This window comes from Microbacterium sp. J1-1, assembly GCF_024498615.1.
GTDB classification, from domain to species: domain Bacteria; phylum Actinomycetota; class Actinomycetes; order Actinomycetales; family Microbacteriaceae; genus Microbacterium; species Microbacterium aurugineum.
In genome coordinates this window covers 3,577,159-3,596,342 of sequence record NZ_CP089590.1, presented here as the reverse complement: position 1 = coordinate 3,596,342, position 19,184 = coordinate 3,577,159, and the positions used below count along the sequence as shown (strand labels likewise).

At 69.0% G+C, this 19,184-nt stretch carries 22 protein-coding genes; 10 read left to right on the top strand and 12 right to left on the bottom strand.

Annotated features, from left to right (window positions below; translation table 11 throughout):
• Positions 1–70 precede the first annotated feature (70 nt).
• From LRQ07_RS17500 to LRQ07_RS17485, 4 genes are all read right to left on the bottom strand, one after another.
• Positions 71–1,387, bottom strand: a complete 1,317-nt coding sequence (locus LRQ07_RS17500; RefSeq protein WP_256535365.1) for a sensor histidine kinase — start codon at positions 1,385–1,387, stop codon at positions 71–73.
• A complete protein-coding gene (locus LRQ07_RS17495; RefSeq protein ID WP_047522895.1) occupies positions 1,380–2,057 on the bottom strand; it encodes a response regulator transcription factor in 678 nt (225 codons plus the stop codon). The genes LRQ07_RS17500 and LRQ07_RS17495 overlap by 8 nt, the downstream gene beginning before the upstream one ends.
• A 118-nt stretch (positions 2,058–2,175) precedes the next feature.
• Positions 2,176–2,706, bottom strand: coding sequence for a putative immunity protein (locus tag LRQ07_RS17490; RefSeq protein ID WP_256535364.1), 531 nt, complete (start codon positions 2,704–2,706; stop codon positions 2,176–2,178).
• On the bottom strand, positions 2,703–3,149 hold the full coding sequence (locus LRQ07_RS17485) for a DUF6194 family protein (protein ID WP_256535363.1): 447 nt from the start codon (positions 3,147–3,149) through the stop codon (positions 2,703–2,705). Before LRQ07_RS17485 ends, LRQ07_RS17490 begins: the two co-directional genes overlap by 4 nt.
• A gap of 61 nt (positions 3,150–3,210) precedes the next feature.
• Here LRQ07_RS17485 and LRQ07_RS17480 point away from each other — a divergent pair, with 61 nt between their 5' ends.
• A complete protein-coding gene (locus LRQ07_RS17480) occupies positions 3,211–3,933 on the top strand; it encodes a MerR family transcriptional regulator (RefSeq protein WP_256535362.1) in 723 nt (240 codons plus the stop codon).
• A gap of 9 nt (positions 3,934–3,942) precedes the next feature.
• Positions 3,943–4,119 carry a hypothetical protein gene (locus tag LRQ07_RS17475; RefSeq protein ID WP_047522894.1) on the top strand — a complete coding sequence of 59 codons (177 nt, stop codon included), beginning with the start codon at positions 3,943–3,945 and terminating at the stop codon, positions 4,117–4,119.
• A gap of 83 nt (positions 4,120–4,202) precedes the next feature.
• Here LRQ07_RS17475 and LRQ07_RS17470 read toward each other — a convergent pair whose 3' ends face one another.
• From LRQ07_RS17470 to LRQ07_RS17460, 3 genes are all read right to left on the bottom strand, one after another.
• Positions 4,203–5,585 carry an LLM class flavin-dependent oxidoreductase gene (locus LRQ07_RS17470; RefSeq protein WP_232763850.1) on the bottom strand — a complete coding sequence of 461 codons (1,383 nt, stop codon included), beginning with the start codon at positions 5,583–5,585 and terminating at the stop codon, positions 4,203–4,205.
• Positions 5,586–5,681: 96 nt separating this feature from the next.
• Positions 5,682–5,939, bottom strand: coding sequence for a type II toxin-antitoxin system RelE family toxin (locus LRQ07_RS17465; RefSeq protein ID WP_256535361.1), 258 nt, complete (start codon positions 5,937–5,939; stop codon positions 5,682–5,684).
• Positions 5,936–6,184, bottom strand: coding sequence for a type II toxin-antitoxin system Phd/YefM family antitoxin (locus LRQ07_RS17460; protein ID WP_256535360.1), 249 nt, complete (start codon positions 6,182–6,184; stop codon positions 5,936–5,938). The genes LRQ07_RS17465 and LRQ07_RS17460 overlap by 4 nt, the downstream gene beginning before the upstream one ends.
• Before the next feature lie 78 nt (positions 6,185–6,262).
• On the opposite strand from LRQ07_RS17460, the gene LRQ07_RS17455 reads away from it, so the two are divergent.
• From LRQ07_RS17455 to LRQ07_RS17430, 6 genes are read left to right on the top strand one after another with little or no spacing between them, the layout of a single operon-like run.
• Positions 6,263–7,705 (top strand): adenosylhomocysteinase, encoded by a 1,443-nt coding sequence (locus tag LRQ07_RS17455; RefSeq protein ID WP_256535359.1) that lies wholly within the window; start codon positions 6,263–6,265, stop codon positions 7,703–7,705.
• Positions 7,702–8,997, top strand: a complete 1,296-nt coding sequence (locus LRQ07_RS17450) for an amidohydrolase family protein (RefSeq protein ID WP_256535358.1) — start codon at positions 7,702–7,704, stop codon at positions 8,995–8,997. Before LRQ07_RS17455 ends, LRQ07_RS17450 begins: the two co-directional genes overlap by 4 nt.
• Before the next feature lie 31 nt (positions 8,998–9,028).
• Positions 9,029–9,457, top strand: a complete 429-nt coding sequence (locus LRQ07_RS17445) for a cupin domain-containing protein (protein ID WP_134352520.1) — start codon at positions 9,029–9,031, stop codon at positions 9,455–9,457.
• Between the two features lie 58 nt (positions 9,458–9,515).
• Positions 9,516–10,364, top strand: a complete 849-nt coding sequence (locus LRQ07_RS17440; protein WP_134352519.1) for an ABC transporter substrate-binding protein — start codon at positions 9,516–9,518, stop codon at positions 10,362–10,364.
• Positions 10,361–11,227 carry an amino acid ABC transporter permease gene (locus tag LRQ07_RS17435; protein WP_256535357.1) on the top strand — a complete coding sequence of 289 codons (867 nt, stop codon included), beginning with the start codon at positions 10,361–10,363 and terminating at the stop codon, positions 11,225–11,227. Before LRQ07_RS17440 ends, LRQ07_RS17435 begins: the two co-directional genes overlap by 4 nt.
• On the top strand, positions 11,224–11,961 hold the full coding sequence (locus tag LRQ07_RS17430) for an amino acid ABC transporter ATP-binding protein (RefSeq protein ID WP_047522888.1): 738 nt from the start codon (positions 11,224–11,226) through the stop codon (positions 11,959–11,961). The genes LRQ07_RS17435 and LRQ07_RS17430 overlap by 4 nt, the downstream gene beginning before the upstream one ends.
• 20 nt (positions 11,962–11,981) lie before the next feature.
• Here LRQ07_RS17430 and pnuC read toward each other — a convergent pair whose 3' ends face one another.
• From pnuC to LRQ07_RS17405, 5 genes are all read right to left on the bottom strand, one after another.
• Complete coding sequence (gene pnuC / locus LRQ07_RS17425) at positions 11,982–12,698, bottom strand: nicotinamide riboside transporter PnuC (protein ID WP_256535356.1); 717 nt, start codon at positions 12,696–12,698, stop codon at positions 11,982–11,984.
• Positions 12,699–12,700: 2 nt separating this feature from the next.
• Positions 12,701–13,228, bottom strand: coding sequence for a GNAT family N-acetyltransferase (locus LRQ07_RS17420; protein ID WP_256535355.1), 528 nt, complete (start codon positions 13,226–13,228; stop codon positions 12,701–12,703).
• A 124-nt stretch (positions 13,229–13,352) separates the two neighbouring features.
• The gene (locus LRQ07_RS17415) at positions 13,353–14,561 is read right to left on the bottom strand and encodes a hypothetical protein (RefSeq protein WP_256535354.1); all 1,209 of its coding nucleotides are present in this window, start codon (positions 14,559–14,561) and stop codon (positions 13,353–13,355) included.
• A gap of 139 nt (positions 14,562–14,700) precedes the next feature.
• Positions 14,701–15,618 (bottom strand): DUF808 domain-containing protein, encoded by a 918-nt coding sequence (locus LRQ07_RS17410; protein WP_134352516.1) that lies wholly within the window; start codon positions 15,616–15,618, stop codon positions 14,701–14,703.
• Between the two features lie 78 nt (positions 15,619–15,696).
• Positions 15,697–16,422 (bottom strand): FadR/GntR family transcriptional regulator, encoded by a 726-nt coding sequence (locus tag LRQ07_RS17405; protein WP_240740538.1) that lies wholly within the window; start codon positions 16,420–16,422, stop codon positions 15,697–15,699.
• A 366-nt stretch (positions 16,423–16,788) separates the two neighbouring features.
• Between LRQ07_RS17405 and LRQ07_RS17400 the strand changes: the two genes are divergently transcribed.
• Positions 16,789–18,150: an ABC transporter substrate-binding protein gene (locus LRQ07_RS17400; protein WP_256536454.1), complete on the top strand. Its 1,362-nt coding sequence runs from the start codon at positions 16,789–16,791 to the stop codon at positions 18,148–18,150.
• 77 nt (positions 18,151–18,227) lie between these two features.
• On the top strand, positions 18,228–19,184 hold the full coding sequence (locus LRQ07_RS17395; RefSeq protein ID WP_256535353.1) for an ABC transporter permease: 957 nt from the start codon (positions 18,228–18,230) through the stop codon (positions 19,182–19,184).

Sequence of the window (19,184 nt, the reverse complement as noted above, 5' to 3'; positions counted from 1 at the left end):
GTCCCCCGGAGTCGTTGAAGCCATCCTGAAGCGACCTGAAGACCTCTTCAGGATCGACCACCCCGGGCGTTCAGGGCGCGACGGGCAGCGCGAGCACGAAGCGCGCGCCGCCCCACCGCGAGTCGTCGACCATCAGCGTCCCGCCGGCGGAGACGGCGATGCCGCGGGCGATCGCAAGCCCCAGACCGCTCCCGCCGGCGTCTCGGCTGCGCGCCTCGTCGAGCCGGACGAATCGTTCGAAGATCCGCTCCCGCTCCTCGACGGGGACCCCGGCGCCATCGTCTTCGACCATCACGAACACGTGCCCGTCCGCGGGGACGACACCGATGGCGACTCGGCCGCGACTGTGACGGACGGCGTTGTCCGCGAGGTTCCGCACCAGCTGGCCCAGGAGGCGGGGGTCTGCGTGCACCCGGGCCGCGGCGATCCCCGAGCCGTCGACATCGAGTCCCGCCGCGCGCAATCGGCGCACCTCGCCCAGCGCGATGTCATCGAGGTCGACCGCTTCGCCGCGCGTGCTCGCCCCCTCGTCGAGACGCGCCAGGAGCAGCAGTGACTCGACGATGCCCTGCAGCCGGAGTCCCTCCTCCGACACCACCTCGGCCAGTTCGCCGATGCTCGTCACCTCCGGGTGGGCCTGTGCGAGCTCGGCGTGCTGGCGGATGGTCGCGAGCGGCGAACGCAGCTCATGGGAGGCATCGGACACGAAGCGTCGTTGTGCGGTGGCGGCGGCGTCGAGGCGATCGAGCATGCCGTTCATGGTCGTCGCGAGTGCCGCGATCTCATCGGCCGTCTCGGGCACCGGTACGCGCTGGTGGAGCCGCTCGGCGGTGATGCCGTCCACTTCTTCACGGATGCGCTCGACCGGACGCAGGGCGCGACCGACGACGAGCCATGTGGTCACCGCGACGAGCAGCAGCAGGAGGGGGACGGCGATCGCCAGCAAGGTCGCCACCGTCGCGAGGGTCTCGGCGTCGTCGTCGATCGCGACGGCGAGCACGAGCGTCTGGTCATCGTCGAGCTCCTCCGAGACGACGAGCACGGGGTCGCCGTCGACCGTCGTCGTCTGTGGGTCATCGTCGATGGGGAGCGGTGTGGAGCCCAGCTTCTCGCGGGCGTCCTCGCTCGCGGCGCGGACGGAGCCATCCGGTCCGACGAGCTGCAGGATCTCATCGTCGAGAGCGTCGATGCCCCGGCCGCCCGGCCCGCCCGTGCGGTCGGAGAGCTGCTCGAGACGCTGCTCCGCCGCGCGCACGGTGTTGTCGTGCATGCTGCTGCGCAGGACGCCGTAGAAGGAGAAGGAGCCGATGAGCAGGGCGACGGCCACGACCACCGTGGCTCCGAGCGTCGTCCTGCCGCGCACGGAGCGCCAACTGCGGCTAGCCACCGTCGGCCGCCAGCCGGTACCCCGCACCGCGGATGGTCTCGATCGCCTCGCGTCCGAACGGCTTGTCGAGCTTGCGGCGCAGATGCCCCACGTACACCTCGACGATGTTCGGGTCGCCGTCGAAGTCGTCGTCCCAGACCCCCTCGATGAGGGCGCGTTTCGACAGCACCTGGCCGCGGTGCCGCAGAAGGTATTCGAGCACGGAGAACTCCCGCGCGGTCAGTGCCACCGGCGTGTCGCCTCGCCAGACACGATGCGCGGCGGGGTCGAGGCGCAGATCCCCGGCCTCGAGGATCGCCGGGCGCGCGACCGCGCCGCGCCGGACGAGGGCGCGCAGGCGTGCGACGAGGATCGCGAAGGAGAACGGCTTGGTGACGTAGTCGTCGGCCCCGGTCTCGAGTGCCTCGACCTGATCCCACTCGCCATCCTTCGCGGTGAGCATCAGGACGGGGGTCCAGTTCTCTTCGGCGCGCAGTGCCTCGCACACCTTCCACCCGCTCATACCCGGCATCATGAGGTCGAGCACGATCGCGTCGTACCGCGTCTCCCGTGCACGCCAGAGCCCGTCGACACCGTTGTGCGCGACGTCGACGGCGAACCCCTCGGCCTCCAGACCACGGCGCACGCCCTCGGCCAGACGCACCTCGTCGTCCACCACCAGGATCCGCATTCCTCCAGTGTGGCCCGTCGACGCTGAATCGCGGCTGAAGCGCCCTCCCCGCCCTTTCGAATCGCGCAAACAGCTCGATCTCGGCGTCAGATGCGACCAGTTGCGCGATCCGAAAGGGTCAGGAGAGGGCGGCCTGGAGCTCCCGGATCACGGCGCCGAGGGTTCCGGCGGCGAGGAGGCCCGGGCCGAGCGGGCCCGCCGTATCCGTACCGAGGGGCGGGAGTCGTCGGAGCGCCGCCGCGGCTTCGGGGGAGAGGAGCGCGAGCTGCCAGTGCACCTCTCCGGCGCGAGCGTCGGAGTCGTCGGGGTGCGCGAGCTCGACCGCGCTCGCGGCATAGGCGGCCGCCCCGAACGCATGAGCACCCATGTGCGCGACGCCCGCAGCCTGGGCGGCCGACCGCGCAGCGGCCGCGCCGGCGGGCGTGGTCGCTGCGCCGGCGGCGCGACCGGCGACGAAGCGGCGGCGGATCTCTCCCGCAGCGGTGAGTTCTCCCCGTGCGAAGGCGCGAGCCCTGGCGATGGCGTCGCGCGCACGGTCATCGTCCGGCGCCTCCCTCTCGAAGAGGGGCAGCACGCGTTCGGCGCAGTCGGCGGCCCACACCGCGACCAGGCGCCGATCCCCCTCGGCCATGCCCTGCACGGTGCTCATCCTCGTCGCGCTCGGCGGTCGGCGCGAGCGCGGGCGGACTCGTGCGCGTCGCGGAGCAGGGCGAGCACGGTGTCTGACGTCCGCTCGGCCGGATCGATCACGCAGACCCACCCGGCCGTGCCGTACAGCGGATGCGGCTGGAACACATCGACATCGGTCGGCTGTGCGTCCGCGGCCACGAGCGGGTCGGCTTTGCCCTGGCCGACGTGGATGTTCACCCGGAAGCGCCCGGGGGTGTCGAGCGCGGAGGACTCGTCGTCCGGATAGTTCTTCGTGATGATCGTCCCGTAGGGCTGTGTGCGCTCCGGCATCCGCCCGTCCGGGGCGTAGGAGAAGTAGGCGTCTCCCCAGGAGAGCTCGGGGCAGGGGTCACCTGCTTGGGGGGTGATGACGAGGACGCCGTCGAATCCACGGACGGCGTCGATGATCTCCTGCATGTTCATGCTTCAATGATGAAGTTGAAGCGCTTATGTGGAGTTTTCCTCCACGGCGAAGGGAAATTCGATGGTGAACCCTCAAGAGGCGGTTCTGACGACAGCGCTGCTCGGGCGACGCGTGGGGTACTCGACCCAACAGGTGCGAGACCTGGAGAGGCTCGGCGTCCTCCCCGCGGCCGAGCGCGGGACCAACGGCTACCGCCGCTACGGTCCGCACCATGAAACGGCGTTGCGTGCCTATCGGGCGATGGCAGCGGCCCTCGGTCCTGTGCTCGCACGACGACTGATGCCCGGACTGATCGACGCATCGATGGAAGACGCCGCCGAGCGGATCGACCTCTTGCACGCCGACCTCGCCGAGGAGCGCTCACGCGTGCGGGAAGCGCTCCGCGGCCTCGAGGTCGCCAGGGAGGAAGCCGACGACGACTTCGACGAGGACGATGCGATGGCCATCGGTGAACTCGCCCAGGCGCTCGGCATCCGCCCCTCCGCCCTGCGCCATTGGGAGCGTGAGGGGCTCGTCCACCCGCTCCGGGGCGCGGCGTCGGCGCGCTCCTACGGTTCCACGGCGATCACCGACGCGCGTATCGTCGCGGCGCTCCGTTCGGGCGGTTACCGCATCCCTGCGATCGCCCGCATCCTCGACCAGGTGCGCGCCCACGATCGCACCGACGAGGTGGAGGTGATCCTCGCGGAACGGCTCGCGGCGCTCACCCGACGCAGCGTCGCGCTCCTCGCCGCCGCGGGGCACGTGCACGACCTGCTCGTCCGCCCAGGTTCTACTCCGTAGGCTGGAGACATGACGAAGAACATCTGGACCATCCTCGGCGTCATCCTCGCCGTCGTGATCGCGTGGTGGATCGTGAGCGCGTTGTTCTCGGTCCTCGCGTTCATCTTCAAGCTCGCGATCGTCGCGGTCGTCGCCGTGGTGGTCTTCCTCGTGCTCCGTGGGATCTTCAGCCGCAGCGACGACTGACACACTCCTGCCCTTCGAATCGCGCAAACGGCTGCGAATTCACCTCAGCAGCGACACTGTGCGCGATTCGAAAGGCCTCCGCGTCAGGCCCGGGCGAACTCCCCGACCCGGTACTTCGCGGCACGGTGTGTGTCCTGCACCCGGTCGCCGCGACCGTGGAGCTTGTTGCGGAGGGTGCCCGGCGCGTACTCCTCCGGGTAGGCACCGCGTTCGCGCAGCACCGGGATCACGTGCTCGATGATGTCCTGCCACGTGCCGGGGGTGACCGCGTAGGCGAGGTTGAAGCCGTCGATGTCGGTCTCGTCCACCCAGGACTGCAGTTCGTCGGCGATCTCGACGCCGGACCCGACGATCGTGGGGCCGAGGCCGCCGATCGCGTTGTGCCGCCCGAAGTCCCCGACGGTCCATTCGCGGCCGAGGTCGGCCTCCTCCTTCAGGTGCTGCAGCACCGACTGGATCGCGTTGGACTCGACGTTCCCGACCGGCTCGTCCTCGGCGTACTGCGACAGGTCCACGCCCATCCATCCCGACATGAAGGTGAGCGCACCCTCGGGGCTCGCATAGGAGAGGTACTCGGCGTGCTTCGCGGTCGCCTCTTCGCTGGTGGCGGCGGTGATCACGGTGAGCAACGTGTAGATGCGGGCGTCGTACCGGTCGCGGCCCGCCGCTTCGAGGGCATCGCGGATGCGTTTCACGGTGCCGGCGAGCACCTCCTTCGAGGGTGCAGCGACGAAGATGGCCTCGGCGTTCTCGGCCGCGAACTTCACCCCGCGCGGACTGGCGCCGGCCTGGTAGATCACCGGCGTGCGCTGCGGTGACGGCTCGGAGATGTGGATGCCCGGCACGCTGAAGTGCTTGCCGTCATGCCCGATGGGATGCACCTTGGCCGGGTCGGTGAAGATGCCGCGCTCGCGGTCCTCGACCACCGCGTCGTCCTCCCACGACCCCTCCCAGAGCTTGTAGAGCACTTCGACGTACTCGTCCGCATGGTCGTAGCGGTCGTCGTGCGCGAGCTGGTCCTCCTGGCCCATGTTCCGCGCGGCGCTGGGCAGGTATCCGGTCACGACGTTCCACCCCACGCGTCCCTGTGTGAGGTGGTCGAGCGTGCTCAGCCGGCGCGCGAAGGGGTAGGGGTGCTCGAAGGCGGTGCCGGCGGTGATGCCGAATCCCAGGTTCTCGGTGACGGCAGCCATCGCGCTCACCAGCAGGATCGGGTCGTTCACCGGCACCTGGGCGCCGTTGCGGATCGCGGCCTCGTTCGTGCCGCCGTAGACGTCGTAGGTCCCGAGCACGTCTGCGATGAAGATGCCGTCGAACGTCGCGCTCTCTAAGAGCTTCGCGAGGTCGGTCCAGTACGAGAGGGTGTTGTACTGCCGCGACCGGTCGTCGGGATGCCGCCACAGCCCGGACGACTGGTGGGCGACGCAGTTCATGTCGAAGGCGTTGAAGCGGATCTGACGTGTCATGCACCCATGAAAGGCGAACGGCGTGCGCGAATCCAGGGCGGCCGACACGCACGGACACATTTCAGGACGATGACTCTGTCACTTCGATCGGTCGGGTCAGGGCTTGTACACCTCGCGGCGGTGGCCGAGCGTGACCACTGCGACGATGAGGACATCGTCGTCGACCGTGTAGATGATCCGATAGCTTCCGACGCGGACGCGGAGTCCGTCGCGTCCCTGCAGGGCTTTGGCACCGGGAGGTCGGGGGTTCTCGCCGAGGAGAGCGATCGCGCCGCGAATCCGGTCGCGGTCCTGGTGGTCGACCCTCTTCAGCGCGCGGACTGCGGCGGGGCGCAGCTCGATCCGGTAGCTCACATCCAGCCCAGGTCGGCCTTCACCTGCTCCCAGGGGACGTCGGGACCCTCTTCTGCCATCGCCTCGTCGAACGCGGCGACATCTTCGGCTTCTTCGAGCGCATCGAGCATCCGCTCATACTGCTCGGGGCTGATCACAACCGCAGTGCGCTGACCGCGCCGCTCGATGAAGACCGCCTCCTCCTGAGAGCGGGCGATGACCGTGGAGAGGTTGTTGCGTGCGTCGGCGACGCTGATCGTGGACATGCACCAATTGTACATTTGGGTGTCAGAGATGTACATATCCCGTCCTTCGGTCTCCTCCGCGGGCTCTACCCTTGACTGGTGACCGACGACATCTCGACCGCCCAGCGTCTGGTGCGCCGATTCGCCCGTGAGACCAACCTGCTCGTGTCCGGTCGGGACTTCTCGGTCATCGGGACGGACGCGGTGGCCGATGCGCTGCGATCCCTCCTCCCCGCCCTCGGTGCGCGCCTCGGAGACGGCGGTGTCACCTTCGCGCCGGGGGGATCCTGCGAGATCCTGCTCGACGGTGGGCCCCTCCCGGTACGGGAGACCGCCGAGGACCGCGTGGACGCGGCCGGACGGCACATGTCGGTCGCCACCGCTCTCGCCGCACGCCTGGGCGACGCCGGCACGGTGAGAGGACTCCGGATCGGCATCGCTATGGTGCTCGAGCCGAAGACCGCCCAACTCGCCCTGCTGCTGCGGGGCGCCGGGGCCACCGTGGCCGTCTACGCCCATCCCGACGAGATCGACGTCGAGGTCGCCGCGGTGCTGCGCCGGCGCGGAATCCCGGTCGACGGGGACCCGTCCCTTTCGGGTGCCGCCGAGCGCGCTGCCGCCGTGGACTTCCTGCGCCGCGGCTTCGACCTGCTGCTCGACGACGGCTCGCACCTGATCCGCCTGGCGCACGAGGAAGGCCTCGCCGCCGACCTGCGAGGTGCCGCGGAGGAGACCACGAGCGGGCTCACCCCGTTGCGGCTCATGGAGCGTGAGGGAGTGCTCGAGATCCCCGTCATCGCGGTCAACGACGCCCTGACCAAGACCTCCTTCGACAACCGGTACGGCACCGGTCAGTCGTGCGTGTTCGCGATCGCCGATGCGCTGGACGCCGTGGGGGTCGACCTCCGCGACCAGACGGCCGTCGTCGTCGGCTACGGCCCCGTCGGTGAAGGCGTCGCGGCGCACCTGCGCGCCCTCGGGGTCGACGTCTTCGTCACCGAGACCGACCCCGTCCGCGCGTTGCGCGCCGCCCACGACGGATTCCGTATCGGCCGCCTGCACGACCTCGCCCCGGGCGCGCTCGTCGTCTCGGCCACCGGTGCTCCGCACACCATCGACGCCGAGGTGCTGCGCGCTGCGGCGATCGTCGCGGTCGCCGGGGGAGTTCCGCACGAGGTCGACCTCGACCCTGCCATGCTGCGACCGTACACGGGCGAGAACGGCCAGGCCTCGAGTGCCGTCGAACGCGCCGGTGACGGAGCACTCGTGATCGCCCGGGCAGGCTGCGTGAATCTGTCCGCCGGTGAGGGCAACCCCATCGAGATCATGGATCTGTCGTTCTCGGTGCAGCTCTTCGCCGTCGGGCACCTGCTCGCGCACGACCTGCCGCCCGGGGTGTATCCGCTTCCGTCCGACGCCGACACCACGATCGGCGCCGCCGCGCTCGTAGCCCGCGGTGAGCGCATCGACCAGCGCAGTCCGGCGCAGGTCGAAGCGCAGCAGGAGTGGCGCTCGCCACGGTTCCGAGGAGAGTCCGCATGAGTGCTGTCACGGTCTATTCGGCAGGACTCGTGGTGCCGATCACCGCGCCGCCGATCGTCGATGGGGCGGTCGCCGTGCGGGACGGCCGGATCATGCACGTCGGGGAGCGCGCCTGGGTGCTGCATTCCCTCGCGGAACGGGGCATCGACGCCGACGAGGTGCACTGGCCGGGTGTCCTGACCCCCGGCCTCGTGAACGCGCACACCCATCTGCAATACACCGGCATGGCCTCGGTCGGAAGCGGGCAGTACGACGGCTTCGAAGACTGGGTGCGGGCGTTCGACCCGGTGTACGAAGGCGGGCGTGACTGGGCCGCAGATGCTGCGGACGGCGCGACGCAGGCGTTGCGGGCGGGTACGACGGCGCTCGCCGACGTGGTGACCGACCGCTCGGCCGCGACCGCCCTGCACGACGCGGGGCTGCACGGGATCACCTACTGGGAGGTGATGAGCTGGACCAATGCCGACTGGGCGCGCACCGGACGCGCGCAGGTCGAGCAGGCGCTGGACGCCCTGCCCACCCCGCCCGGGACCGGCCTGTCGCCGCACGCCCCGTACTCACTGGACATCGAGCCCCTCCTGGAGATCCCCGACATCGTGCGCGAGCGCGGCGGGCGGATCCACATCCACCTCGGCGAGGCCGCATTCGAGAGGGAGTTCGCGCACGAGCATCCGCAGGCGTGGCACACGGCCGGGCTCGCCAGCTTCCAGGAGCTGCGCAAGGCCGGATTCGGCACCAGCGCGACCGAGTTCGTCGACCAGCTCGGCGTGCTCGGACCCGACTGCCACATCGCGCACGGTGTGTACATGAGCGCCAGGGATCGTGCGATCCTGCGCGAGCGCCGCACGACGGTGGCCCTGTGCCCGAGGTCCAACGCCGTCATCGGACTCGAGGAGCCCCCGATCGCCGCGTACCTGCGTGAGGGCAACCCGATCGCGGTGGGGACCGACTCGCTGTCGTCTAGTCCCTCGCTCGACGTGCTCGCCGATGTGGCTGAACTGGCCCGCATCGCCCGGTCGCAGGGATACACCGACCGTGATCTCCCTGCACGCCTGCTCGGCGCGGCCACCCTCGGCGGCGCGCACGCGATGGGAATCGACGTCGGCCCGGACCGTACCGGCTACCTCGCCGTGGGTGCGCTCGCCGACCTCACCTTCTTCGACGTGCCCGCCGGACCGGATGCCGTCGCGGAACTCGTCGACCACGGCGCCGGCCGCACCGCCGCGACCGTGGTGTCGGGCGAGGTCCGCTACGCGATCGACAGCTTCGACCGTCCGGCGGTCGCCCCGTGACCGTACCCGCATCCGAACCCGGAGGTGTCGCGTGACACAGCGCCCCACGACCGCCGAGCGCCTCGACCTCGCGCCGCATCCCGAGGGCGGATGGTTCCGCCGCACGTGGACGAGTCCGCTTCCGGTCGAGACCCCGAACGGCCCGCGACCCGCGGCGACGTGCATCCACTACCTGCTGCGGCCCTCCGAGCGCAGTGAATGGCACGTCGTGACCAGCGACGAGCTGTGGCTGTGGCACGGTCCCGGCCGACTCGAGCTCCGTCTCGGCGGAGATGCGGCAGAGCCGGGCGAAGCCACCGCGATCGTGCTCGGTCCCGACGACGCGGCGCAGGTACTGGTGCCCGCCGGCGTCTGGCAGGCAGCGCGTCCCCTGGATGCCGAGGAAGTCCTCGTCTCGTGTTTCGTGTCCCCAGGTTTCGATTTCGCGGATTGGCGACTCGCCGCATCGCCTACTCTGTAAGGGCAGACCCGTCCTGCCTCGCAGCTTCCTCCTCACCCTTCCTCGCACTGGAGTCATCGTGCCCTTCGCTCCCTCCCTCCGCCGTGCCGCAGCCGCCGCTGCTGCCACCGTCCTCGCCGTCACCCTCGCCGCCTGTGCCTCTCCGTCCGCCGACACCGGCGACGGTGGCGACTCCGGTCTGCAGACCGTGACGGCGGGCAAGCTCACGATCGCCACCGGGGAGCCGAACTACGAGCCGTGGTTCGTCGACGACGACCCCTCCAACGGTGAGGGCTTCGAGGGCGCGGTGGCCAACGCCGTGGCCGAGCAGCTCGGCTTCGCGGCCGACGACATCGTCTGGGTCCGCACGACCTTCGACGGTGCCATCGCTCCGGGTCCGAAGGACTGGGACATCAACCTCCAGCAGTTCTCCATCACAGACGACCGCAAGAAGGCCGTGGACTTCTCCTCGCCGTACTACACGACCACGCAGGCGGTCGTCGCGGTCGGCGGTTCGCCCGCGGCCTCCGCGACGACCATCGACGAGCTCAAGGCCACGACGGTCGGCGTCGCGAGCGGCACCACCAGCTACACGGTGGCCAAGGAGCAGCTCGGCGAGGCGAACCTCAGCGTCTTCAACTCGGTCGACGACGTCGTGCTCGCGCTCAAGGGCGGCCAGATCGACGCGATGATCACCGACCTCCCCGGCGCCTTCTACGTCGTGGGCGCTCAGCTCGACGACGGTGTCGTCACCGGCCAGTTCGCCGACGCGAACGGCGGCGACGACTTCGGCATCGTGTTGCCCAAGGGATCCGCACTCACGGCGGATGTCACCGAGGCGGTCGACGCCCTGCGCGAGAACGGCACGCTCGACGAGCTGCAGCAGAAGTGGCTCAGCGACGCCGTCGACGTCCCCGTCCTGAAATGACCTCGACCTCCGTCGACGCGGAGTGGCAGCCGAGCGAACTCGAGCTGTCACGCCGCGTTCTGCGGCGACGGGCGACCACGCGTTCCGTCCTGATCGCGCTCCTCAGCAGCATCGTCCTCGTGACGGTGCTGCTCATCGTCGTGGTCAACACCCCCGGCTGGGCGGTCGTCAGTCAGACGTTCTTCGACCCGCAGGTCGCACTGGAGAGCATCGGGCCGATCTTCCAGGGCCTGCTCGTCAACCTCCTGGTGCTCGCGATCGCGGTGGTCTGCGTCGCGATCTTCGGCACCCTCCTGGCGACGATGCGTTCGTTGCGCGGACCGGTGTTCTTCCCGCTGCGCGCGCTCGCCGCCGCGTACACCGACTTCTTCCGCGGCATCCCGCTGCTGATCGTGCTGTACCTGGTCGGCTTCGGCATCCCGGCACTGATGATCTTCCCGCGCATGCCCGCGATGTTCTGGGGCACGATCGCCCTGGTCCTCACCTACTCGGCGTATGTCGCGGAGGTGCTCCGCGCAGGGATGGAGGCGGTGCACCCTTCGCAGCGCATCGCCGCGCGATCGCTCGGGCTGACGCACGGGCAGACCCTCCGCATCGTCGTGATCCCGCAGGGCGTCCGCAAGGTGGTCCCGGCGCTGATGAACGACTTCGTGTCGATGCAGAAGGACGTGGGTCTGATCTCGGTCCTCGGAGCCGTCGACGCCGTCCGCGCCGCTCAGCTGATGGTCGCCGAGACCTACAACTACACGCCCTACCTCGTCGCAGGGCTCATGTTCATCATCCTCAGTTGGCCCATGATCCGCCTGACCGACATCGTGACCGCTCGGATGAACAAGCGCGAGCAGGCCGGAGGAGTCGTATGAGTGTCCCGGTGATCGAGGCCAGGGGCGTGCGCAAGCGCTTCGGCGATCATGACGTGCTGCGCGGCATCGACCTGTCGGTGGGCACCCACGAGGTGGTCGTGCTGATCGGCGCGTCCGGCTCCGGCAAGTCTACCCTGCTCAAGACGATGAACCTCATCGAGAACATCGACGACGGGCAGATCTTCCTCGTCGGAGAGGACATCACCGACCCGCGCGTGGACGCCGACGGGGTGCGGGCGCGGATCGGTGTCGTCTTCCAGCACTTCAACCTCTTCCCGCACCTGACCGTGCTCGACAACGTCACGCTCGCCGCCGTCCGGGTGCACGGCATGCGCAAGGCGGAAGCCCGTGCCAAGGCGCGCGCTCTCCTGGAGACGCTCGGACTCGGTGCGAAGGCCGACGAATACCCCGACCGACTCTCCGGTGGCCAGCAGCAGCGGGTGGCGATCGTGCGCGCGGTGCTCACGCAGCCCGAGGTGCTGTTGCTCGACGAGATCACGAGTGCGCTCGACCCGCAGCTGGTGGGTGAGGTGCTCGACCTGGTGCGGGAGCTGAAGCGTCAGGGCGCGACGATCGTGATGGCGACGCACGAGATGTCGTTCGCCCGCGAGGTCGCCGACCGCATCGTGTTCCTCGAGCACGGCGTCGTCGTCGAGCAGGGGCCGCCGTCGCAGGTGTTCGACGCCCCGCAGGAGGCCGCGACCGCGGAGTTCCTCGCTCGCGTGCGGCACTGACCGCGGTCCGATCCTCCGCGTCAGGCGAGCTCTTCCTCTTCCTCCGGCCGCCGCGGGCTCGGGTCGGGCGGCAGGATCTCGATCGGGTGGGCGGCGCGGCGCTGCGCTCGCCACCAGATCACGAACCCGATCGCCGTGAAGACTCCGTAGAAGACGTACATGAAGCCGGTCGCGTAGTAGCCGGAGCTGAACAGCAGTGGTACCCCGACCACGTCGACGGCGATCCAGATCAGCCAGAACTCGGTCCACCCCTTCGCCATGCCGTAGGTGGCGAGCAGGGAACCGACGAAGGTCCAGGCATCGGCCCAGACCGGCTCCCACGATCCGAGCAGCCGGAACAGCGGGGTCAGGGCGACGGTGCCGATGATCATCACCAGGGCCATGCCGATGCGCGCGCTCGTCGGCGCCCAGCGCGGCACCACCCGGCCGCCGTCGAGATTCCGCCAGCGGATCCAGCCGTAGACGGCCACGGCGATGAACATGATCTGCCGTCCGGCCTGACCCAGCAGGTGCGGCAACGAAGGGTCAGGGCTCAGGGCGGAGCCCAGGAAGACCGTGAGCAGGAGCAGGTTGCCGATGATGCCGACCGGCCAGGCCCACACCTTGCGGCGCATGCCGCCGAGGGCGCTCGCGAGGCCGAAGGCGTTGCCCACGACCTCACGCACGAGGAGCGTCTGCCCGCCCGGCAACACCCACTGGGAGGTGAACGCCTCGACGAACCACTGCAGCAGGTTCATCGTCAGGATCCTGCGTCGGGATCGGGGCGGTCGTCGAGGACGAGTTGGAGCATGCTCAGATCGAGCCAGCGCCCGAACTTGGCGCCGACCTGCGGCATCCGCCCGACCTCGACGAAGCCCAGCCGTTCGTGCAGGGCGATGGATGCGGTGTTCCCGCTCTCGATGCCTGCGATCATCACGTGCATTCCCGCAGCGGTGGCGCGTTCGACGAGCGCGGCCATCAGGGTGGTGCCGATGCCGCGGCCGTGCTGACCACCGAGAACGTAGACCGAGTGCTCGACGGTGAGCCGATAGCCGCTGTGCGGTCGCCACTGCGCGTAGGACGCATAGCCCAGCACGCCGGACTCGTCGACGGCGACCAGGACCGGATAGCCGTGCGCGGTGCGGTCGGCGAGCCAGGCGGCGCGGTCGTCGAGGTCCACCGCCTCTTCGTTCCAGATCGCGGTGGTGTGCACCACGGCGTGGTTGTGGATCGCGGTGATCGTCTCGAGATCGGCGGTCTCGGCATCCCTGATTCGCACGGCTGTCATCGGCGGGCGGTCTCTCTTCTTCTGCGCTTCGGGTGCGCATGCTGCGTCGGCGCTTCGGGGCGCATCGCCGACGCTAGCAGGATGCGAGGACCACGGATGCGTCGCAACCGAACAGTTACGCCCGTCAGCGCGACGGTGTCGTGTCGATCGCATCGCGCACGAGGATTGCGCGGCGCATGTCGACCATGATCGGGTCGAAGAATCGCTCGCGGTAGCGGGTCTCGCTGACGGCGGAGAAGACGAACGGGAGGGCCGCGATCACCGCGAGGATCGTCGCCACCTTGAGGAGGTTGACGGTGAGCGGCAGCGTCGCCCCGAAGAACTCGAGAGGCTGCACCGTCATCGGTTGTGTGACGCTGCCGGGCCCGAGCCAGAGGCCGACGAGCCCCGCGGGGACGGTGATCGCGCCGATGATGATCAGCAGCGCCGCGAGCAGCCCGGCGAAGAACAGCGCCTGCACCAACTGAGCGACGGTCAGGGCGAGCAGGATGTTGATGCGTTGCGGTGCGCGCAGCCTTCGCGGTGCGCCGGGCGCGACGCGGCGTCCTTCGGCGGGTGTGCCGACGAGCAGGGCGGTGCGCTGCTCATCCGACGGTGCCTGCGCTTCGTCCTCGATCTCGGAGGCGGCGACCCGCAGCACGACGATACCCGCGAGCACCGCGACGACGAGGGTGAGCAGCGCGATCGATCCCCAGGACATCGCGGAGGCCATCTGCCACACCTCGACGGAGAAGAAGGAGAACACGACGAGCATGAGGATCACCGGCAGCGCGATCGAGGCCATGTGACCGATCGCCGATGCGTTGCGCACCGCGAGGCGGGAGGCCCAGGAGATCAAGGCACCACCGCCCATGCCGGTCACCAGGATGCAGAGGCCGAGCACCAGGAGCGTGCGGAGGACGGGTCCGACCGAGGCGTCCGGCTGTGTGCTGTAGCCCCACGCGATCGTGAAGGCGAGGCATCCGGCTATCACGAGGAGGGCGACCGCGGTGCCGATGCCCACCGGAAGCCGACGCAGCAGGGCACGGACGAGGAAGTAGGCGGCCCAGGCGAGACCCGCCGCCAGCACGAAGATGACCAGCGCCAGGAGCAGCATGAAAGCGGCCACCTCGGGGTACTCGTCATCGATGGCGAACTCGATCACGAGCTCGATCCCGTCCTGGAAGAGGTACGCAGCCACGGCGACCCAGGCGATCAGCGGCGCCACGCGTCGGGGCAGATCCGTGAACCAGCGGCGCAGCGGCACGAACGTCGGGAGCCCCTGCTCGCGGAACCAACGGTCGGCACCGCGCGACGCGTCGCCGGGCTTCAGCGTGTGCGGGGAGGCGGACATGGCGTCGAGGATACGGCAACGGCGATGCCGGAGTGTCACTCGGTCGCGGGGTCATACAGGGGGCCTCGCTCCCGCGACCAACTCGATCGACGGGCAGAGGGGGAAGCGACCGTCGGAATGATCCGTCGCACGGTACCGCTCAGACGTGCACGTCGGCGGGGGACGCCTCGCCCTCGTGGAAGTTGGGAGTCTTGCCGAAGAGCCGGGCGATGCCCAGGACGATTCCGACGATCACCAGCCCGAGCGCGAGGCCGGCGATCGCCGACACGATCGTCTCGACCACCCAGACCACGAAACCGCCGAACGGCTCCAGCGCATGCTCGATCCCGTGCAGCACGTCGACCGGGAAGTGCCAGCCCACCTCGCCGAGGTTCACCAGCACGAGGTGACCGCCGACCCAGAGCATCGCGACCGTGCCCAGCACGCTGATGAAGCGGAACACCGCAGGCATGGAGCGGACGATCCTGGTGCCGGTGTGACGCACGCGCTGCACCGGGTTCTTCGCCATCTTCAGGCCGATGTCGTCGATCTTCACGAGCAGTGCGACCGCGCCGTACACGACGCCCGTCATCAGGAGGGCGATCACGGCGAGGATCGCCAGCGTCGCCCAGATGTCGAGCCCCTTCTCGAGGCTCGCGAGCGAGATGAGCATGATCTCGGTCGAGAGGATCAGGTCGGTGCGCACGGCGCCGAGCACCAGCTTCTTCTCGTCGCGGGCGCCCTCATCGGCGTGACCGTGCTGCACCCCGAACCATTCGAGCACCTTCTCGGCGCCCTCGAAGCACAGGTACGCCCCGCCGAGGATCAACAGATACGGCAGCACCCACGGGGCGAATGCGGTCAGCAGGAGCGCTGCCGGGATGATGATCAGGAACTTGTTCGCCAGCGACCCGAGAGCGATCTTGCCGACGACGGGCAACTCCCTGGCCGGTGTGAGACCTTGCACATACTGCGGGGTGACCGCGGCGTCGTCGATCACGACGCCGGCTGCCTTGGCCGACGCCTTCATCGCGGCGCTCAGGATGTCGTCGACGACGGCGAGCAGTCCAACGGACATGGGCGGTTCCCCTCGAGAGGTTGCGGTGCGGAGGCAACTCTATCGATACGGAGGACGTGTTCCGTGCGGTGTCGCGGCTCAGCCCTGGGCGTCGGCCTCCGCGCTCGCCAGCACGCGCTGCAGCGGCTGGTAGTGCTCGATGACCGCGCGTCGGTAGCGCTCGACATCGCCCGAGCGTGCGGCCTCGAGCATTTCGCCGTGCGCTTTCGCCGTCTTGTGGATGTCGTCGGGCTGAGGGATGCCCAGCTGTGGAAGCACGGCGGTGTGCACATCCCAGAAGGCACCGACGAGCTGTCCGACCAGGCGGTTGTCGATCGCGCCGAAGAGCCGAGTATGGAACGCCCGGTCCTCGTCGAGGAAGTGCTCCCCACGCCCGGCCTTGTCGACCATGTCGGCGACGAGTGCATCCAGTTCGGGATCGGGGTCGTGCTGGGCGGCGGCCACCACGCGTTCGGCCATCGACAGATCCAGCGCCAGGCGCACCTCCACGACCTCGCGCAGTGCCTGCAGGGATCCCTCCGGCGACAGCACCCCGCGGAACACGAGGGCTTCGACCATCGGATCCAGCGACATCGCGCCGACGTAGGTGCCGTGCCCGTGACGCACGTCGACGATGTCGAGCGTGGAGAGCGTGCGGATCGCCTCACGCACGGAGGATCGCGAGACGTCGAGCTCGTCACAGAGCTCCGCCTCGGTCGGCAGCGGGTCGCCCGGCGTGAGTCCGCGGGTCAGGATGAGCTGCTTGATCTGATCCGCCGTGGTCGAGCGCCGCATGCGTGACGCCCTACTCGTGGTGGACTTCATGGGGCTCCTTCTCGTGCCTGGCAGAAACGCTCCGATCATCTCACCCTTGTGATCTGATCGAACCTGTGTTTAGAGTACATCAGACATCAGATGTCCTCAAGATGTCCACCCCCACCACCCTGGAGCACACATGAACCGATACATCACCCGCCGCCGCGCGGGTCGATTCGCGATGGCGGTCGCCGGCACGGTCGCCGCGTCCGTCGCCCTCGCCGGCTGCGGCGCAGGCACCACCAGCACCTCCGACGGAAGCGCTGCGGCAAGTGAGATCGACCCCGACGGCATCATCGAAGCGGGCATCTCGTACACCCTGAACGGCAGCTTCGACCCGATGGTCGCGTCCGGCGCCGTCACGGTCTCGGCGAACTGGCACGTCTTCGAGGGACTGATCGACCTCGACCCCGTCACGCAGAAGGCGGCGCCGGCCCTCGCGGCCGACTCCCGACGAAGGTCGACGACACGACCTACGAGATCGACCTGCGCGAAGGAGCGACCTTCCAGAACGGCGACCCGGTCACGGCGGACGACGTCGTCTTCAGCTACGACCGTGTGCTCGACCCGGACAACAACTCGCTCTTCCTGTCGTTCGTGGACTTCATCGACACGGTCACCGCGGTCGACGACGACACGGTGCGGATCACCACGGACTACCCGTTCTCGCTCATCGACGATCGTCTCGGCGTCGTGAAGATCGTTCCGAAGTCGGTCGTCGAAGCCGACCCCGAGGGCTTCGCTGCCAACCCGGTCGGCTCCGGCCCGTACTCGTTGGTCTCGGCGGTCCCCGAGGACAAGCTCGTCTTCGAGCGCTACGAGGACTACAACGGCCCGCGCCCCGCGCTCGCTGCCGGCATGAACTGGAACCTGCTCGCCGACGCCTCCGCCCGTGTTACCGCGATGTCCACGGGAACCGTGCAGGCGATCGAGGACGTGCCGTACATCGACGTCGACACCCTGGCTTCGGCAGCCGACGTCGAGAGTGTGCAGTCGTTCGGCCTGCTCTTCATGATGTTCAACACCAAGGCTGCGCCGTTCGACGACGTCCGCGTGCGTCAGGCCCTGCACTACGCCCTCGACATGGACAAGATCATCGGCACCGGCATGCTCGGCAACGCCACTCCGGCGACGTCGTTCCTGCCGGAGACGTACCCGAACTACCACGAGGCCTCCACGGTCTACACGTACGACCCCGAGAAGGCGAAGGAGCTGCTCGCGGATGCAGGCGTCTCCGACCTGTCGATCACGCTGCTCACGACCGACACCGGATGGGTCAAGGAGGTCGCTCCGCTGATCAAGGAGTCCCTCGACGCGATCGGCATCGACACCACGCTCGACATCGGGCAGTCCGCCTCGATGTACGAGAAGGTCGACTCCGGTGACTACACGGTCGCCGTCGCGCCGGGCGACCCCTCGGTCTTCGGTGTCGACCCCGACCTGCTGATGAACTGGTGGTACGGCGAGAACGTCTGGACCCAGACCCGCACGAACTGGGCCGACTCCCCGGAGTACGCCGAGTTGCGTACGCTCCTCGACACCGCCGTCCAGCAGGAGGGCGAGGAGCAGCAGAAGACCTGGGACCAGGCCTTCGATCTGATCTCCGACGAGGCCGTGCTCTATCCGTTGTTCCACCGCAAGCTGCCGACCGCCTGGAGCGGCCAGGAGCTCGTCGGATTCCAGCCCGTCCCCACGACCGGACTGTCGTTCCTCGACGTCGGCGTGGCGGCGAAGTAGCACCCGACCGACCCCGGCGGGGGTGCACTCACCCGAGGAGCGCACCCCCGCCCCACCCCACCCGGAAGGAGCGGCACGTGTCCCACACGCTCCGCCTCATCGGCCGGCGACTGCTGCAGCTGCCGCTGATGATCCTCGGCATCACGTTCCTCGTGTTCTTCGTGATGTCGTTCTCTCCCGTCGACCCCGCGCGCACCGCGCTCGGTGAGACGGCGTCACCCGAGGCCCTCGAGGCCTACCGTGAGGACCACGGCCTCAACCTTCCGCTGTTCGCCCGCTATGTGAACTTCCTCTTCGGGCTGGTGCAGGGCGACCTCGGCACCTACTCCGCGCGCAGCCTCCCTGTGATCGACGAAGTCGCCCGCGCCTTCCCGGTCACCCTGGCGCTCACCTTCCTCGGTCTCATCATCGCCGTGATCGTGGCGTTCGCGATCGGCGTCCTGGCTGCGGTGTACCGCGACCGCTGGCCCGATCAGGTGATCCGCGTCTTCGGCGTCGCCGCGCTCTCCACGCCGTCGTTCTGGCTCGCCATCCTGCTCATCCAGATCTTCACCCTCGGCCTGAACCTGCTTCCCGCCTCCGGGCCCCTCCCCGACTTCTGGGCCGACCCCGCCGGATGGTTCGCCCGGATGGCGCTGCCTGCCATCGCGCTCGCCGTACCCGTGATCGGGCAGCTGTCCCGCGTCGTGCGCACCTCGATGGTCGAAGAGCTCGACCGCGACTACGTCCGGACCGCTCTCGGAGCCGGCATCCCGCGGGTGATCGTCGTCGGACGCAATGTGCTGCGCAACGCCCTGATCACTCCGGTGACGGTGCTCGGGCTCCGCATCGGCTACCTGCTCGGCGGCGCGGTCGTGATCGAGATCATCTTCGCCATCCCCGGGATGGGAACACTCATCCTCAACGGCGTCACCAACAACGAACCCAACCTCGTGCAGGGCGTAACGCTCGCCGTGGCGCTGGCCTTCGTCGTGATCAACATCATCGTCGACCTCCTGTACGTGCTCATCAATCCTCGAATCCGGGCGGTGTGA

Coding starts and splice junctions, on each gene's coding strand:
- LRQ07_RS17490 (WP_256535364.1), bottom strand. CDS start 2,706: ATGAGCACCGTGCAGGGCATGGCCGAGGGGGATCGGCGCCTGGTCGCG.
- LRQ07_RS17470 (WP_232763850.1), bottom strand. CDS start 5,585: ATGACACGTCAGATCCGCTTCAACGCCTTCGACATGAACTGCGTCGCC.
- LRQ07_RS17450 (WP_256535358.1), top strand. CDS start 7,702: ATGAGTGCTGTCACGGTCTATTCGGCAGGACTCGTGGTGCCGATCACC.
- LRQ07_RS17435 (WP_256535357.1), top strand. CDS start 10,361: ATGACCTCGACCTCCGTCGACGCGGAGTGGCAGCCGAGCGAACTCGAG.
- LRQ07_RS17415 (WP_256535354.1), bottom strand. CDS start 14,561: ATGTCCGCCTCCCCGCACACGCTGAAGCCCGGCGACGCGTCGCGCGGT.
- LRQ07_RS17405 (WP_240740538.1), bottom strand. CDS start 16,422: ATGAAGTCCACCACGAGTAGGGCGTCACGCATGCGGCGCTCGACCACG.
- LRQ07_RS17460 (WP_256535360.1), bottom strand. CDS start 6,184: ATGTCCACGATCAGCGTCGCCGACGCACGCAACAACCTCTCCACGGTC.
- pnuC (WP_256535356.1), bottom strand. CDS start 12,698: ATGAACCTGCTGCAGTGGTTCGTCGAGGCGTTCACCTCCCAGTGGGTG.
- LRQ07_RS17495 (WP_047522895.1), bottom strand. CDS start 2,057: ATGCGGATCCTGGTGGTGGACGACGAGGTGCGTCTGGCCGAGGGCGTG.
- LRQ07_RS17475 (WP_047522894.1), top strand. CDS start 3,943: ATGACGAAGAACATCTGGACCATCCTCGGCGTCATCCTCGCCGTCGTG.
- LRQ07_RS17420 (WP_256535355.1), bottom strand. CDS start 13,228: ATGACAGCCGTGCGAATCAGGGATGCCGAGACCGCCGATCTCGAGACG.
- LRQ07_RS17430 (WP_047522888.1), top strand. CDS start 11,224: ATGAGTGTCCCGGTGATCGAGGCCAGGGGCGTGCGCAAGCGCTTCGGC.
- LRQ07_RS17410 (WP_134352516.1), bottom strand. CDS start 15,618: ATGTCCGTTGGACTGCTCGCCGTCGTCGACGACATCCTGAGCGCCGCG.
- LRQ07_RS17480 (WP_256535362.1), top strand. CDS start 3,211: ATGGTGAACCCTCAAGAGGCGGTTCTGACGACAGCGCTGCTCGGGCGA.
- LRQ07_RS17485 (WP_256535363.1), bottom strand. CDS start 3,149: ATGAACATGCAGGAGATCATCGACGCCGTCCGTGGATTCGACGGCGTC.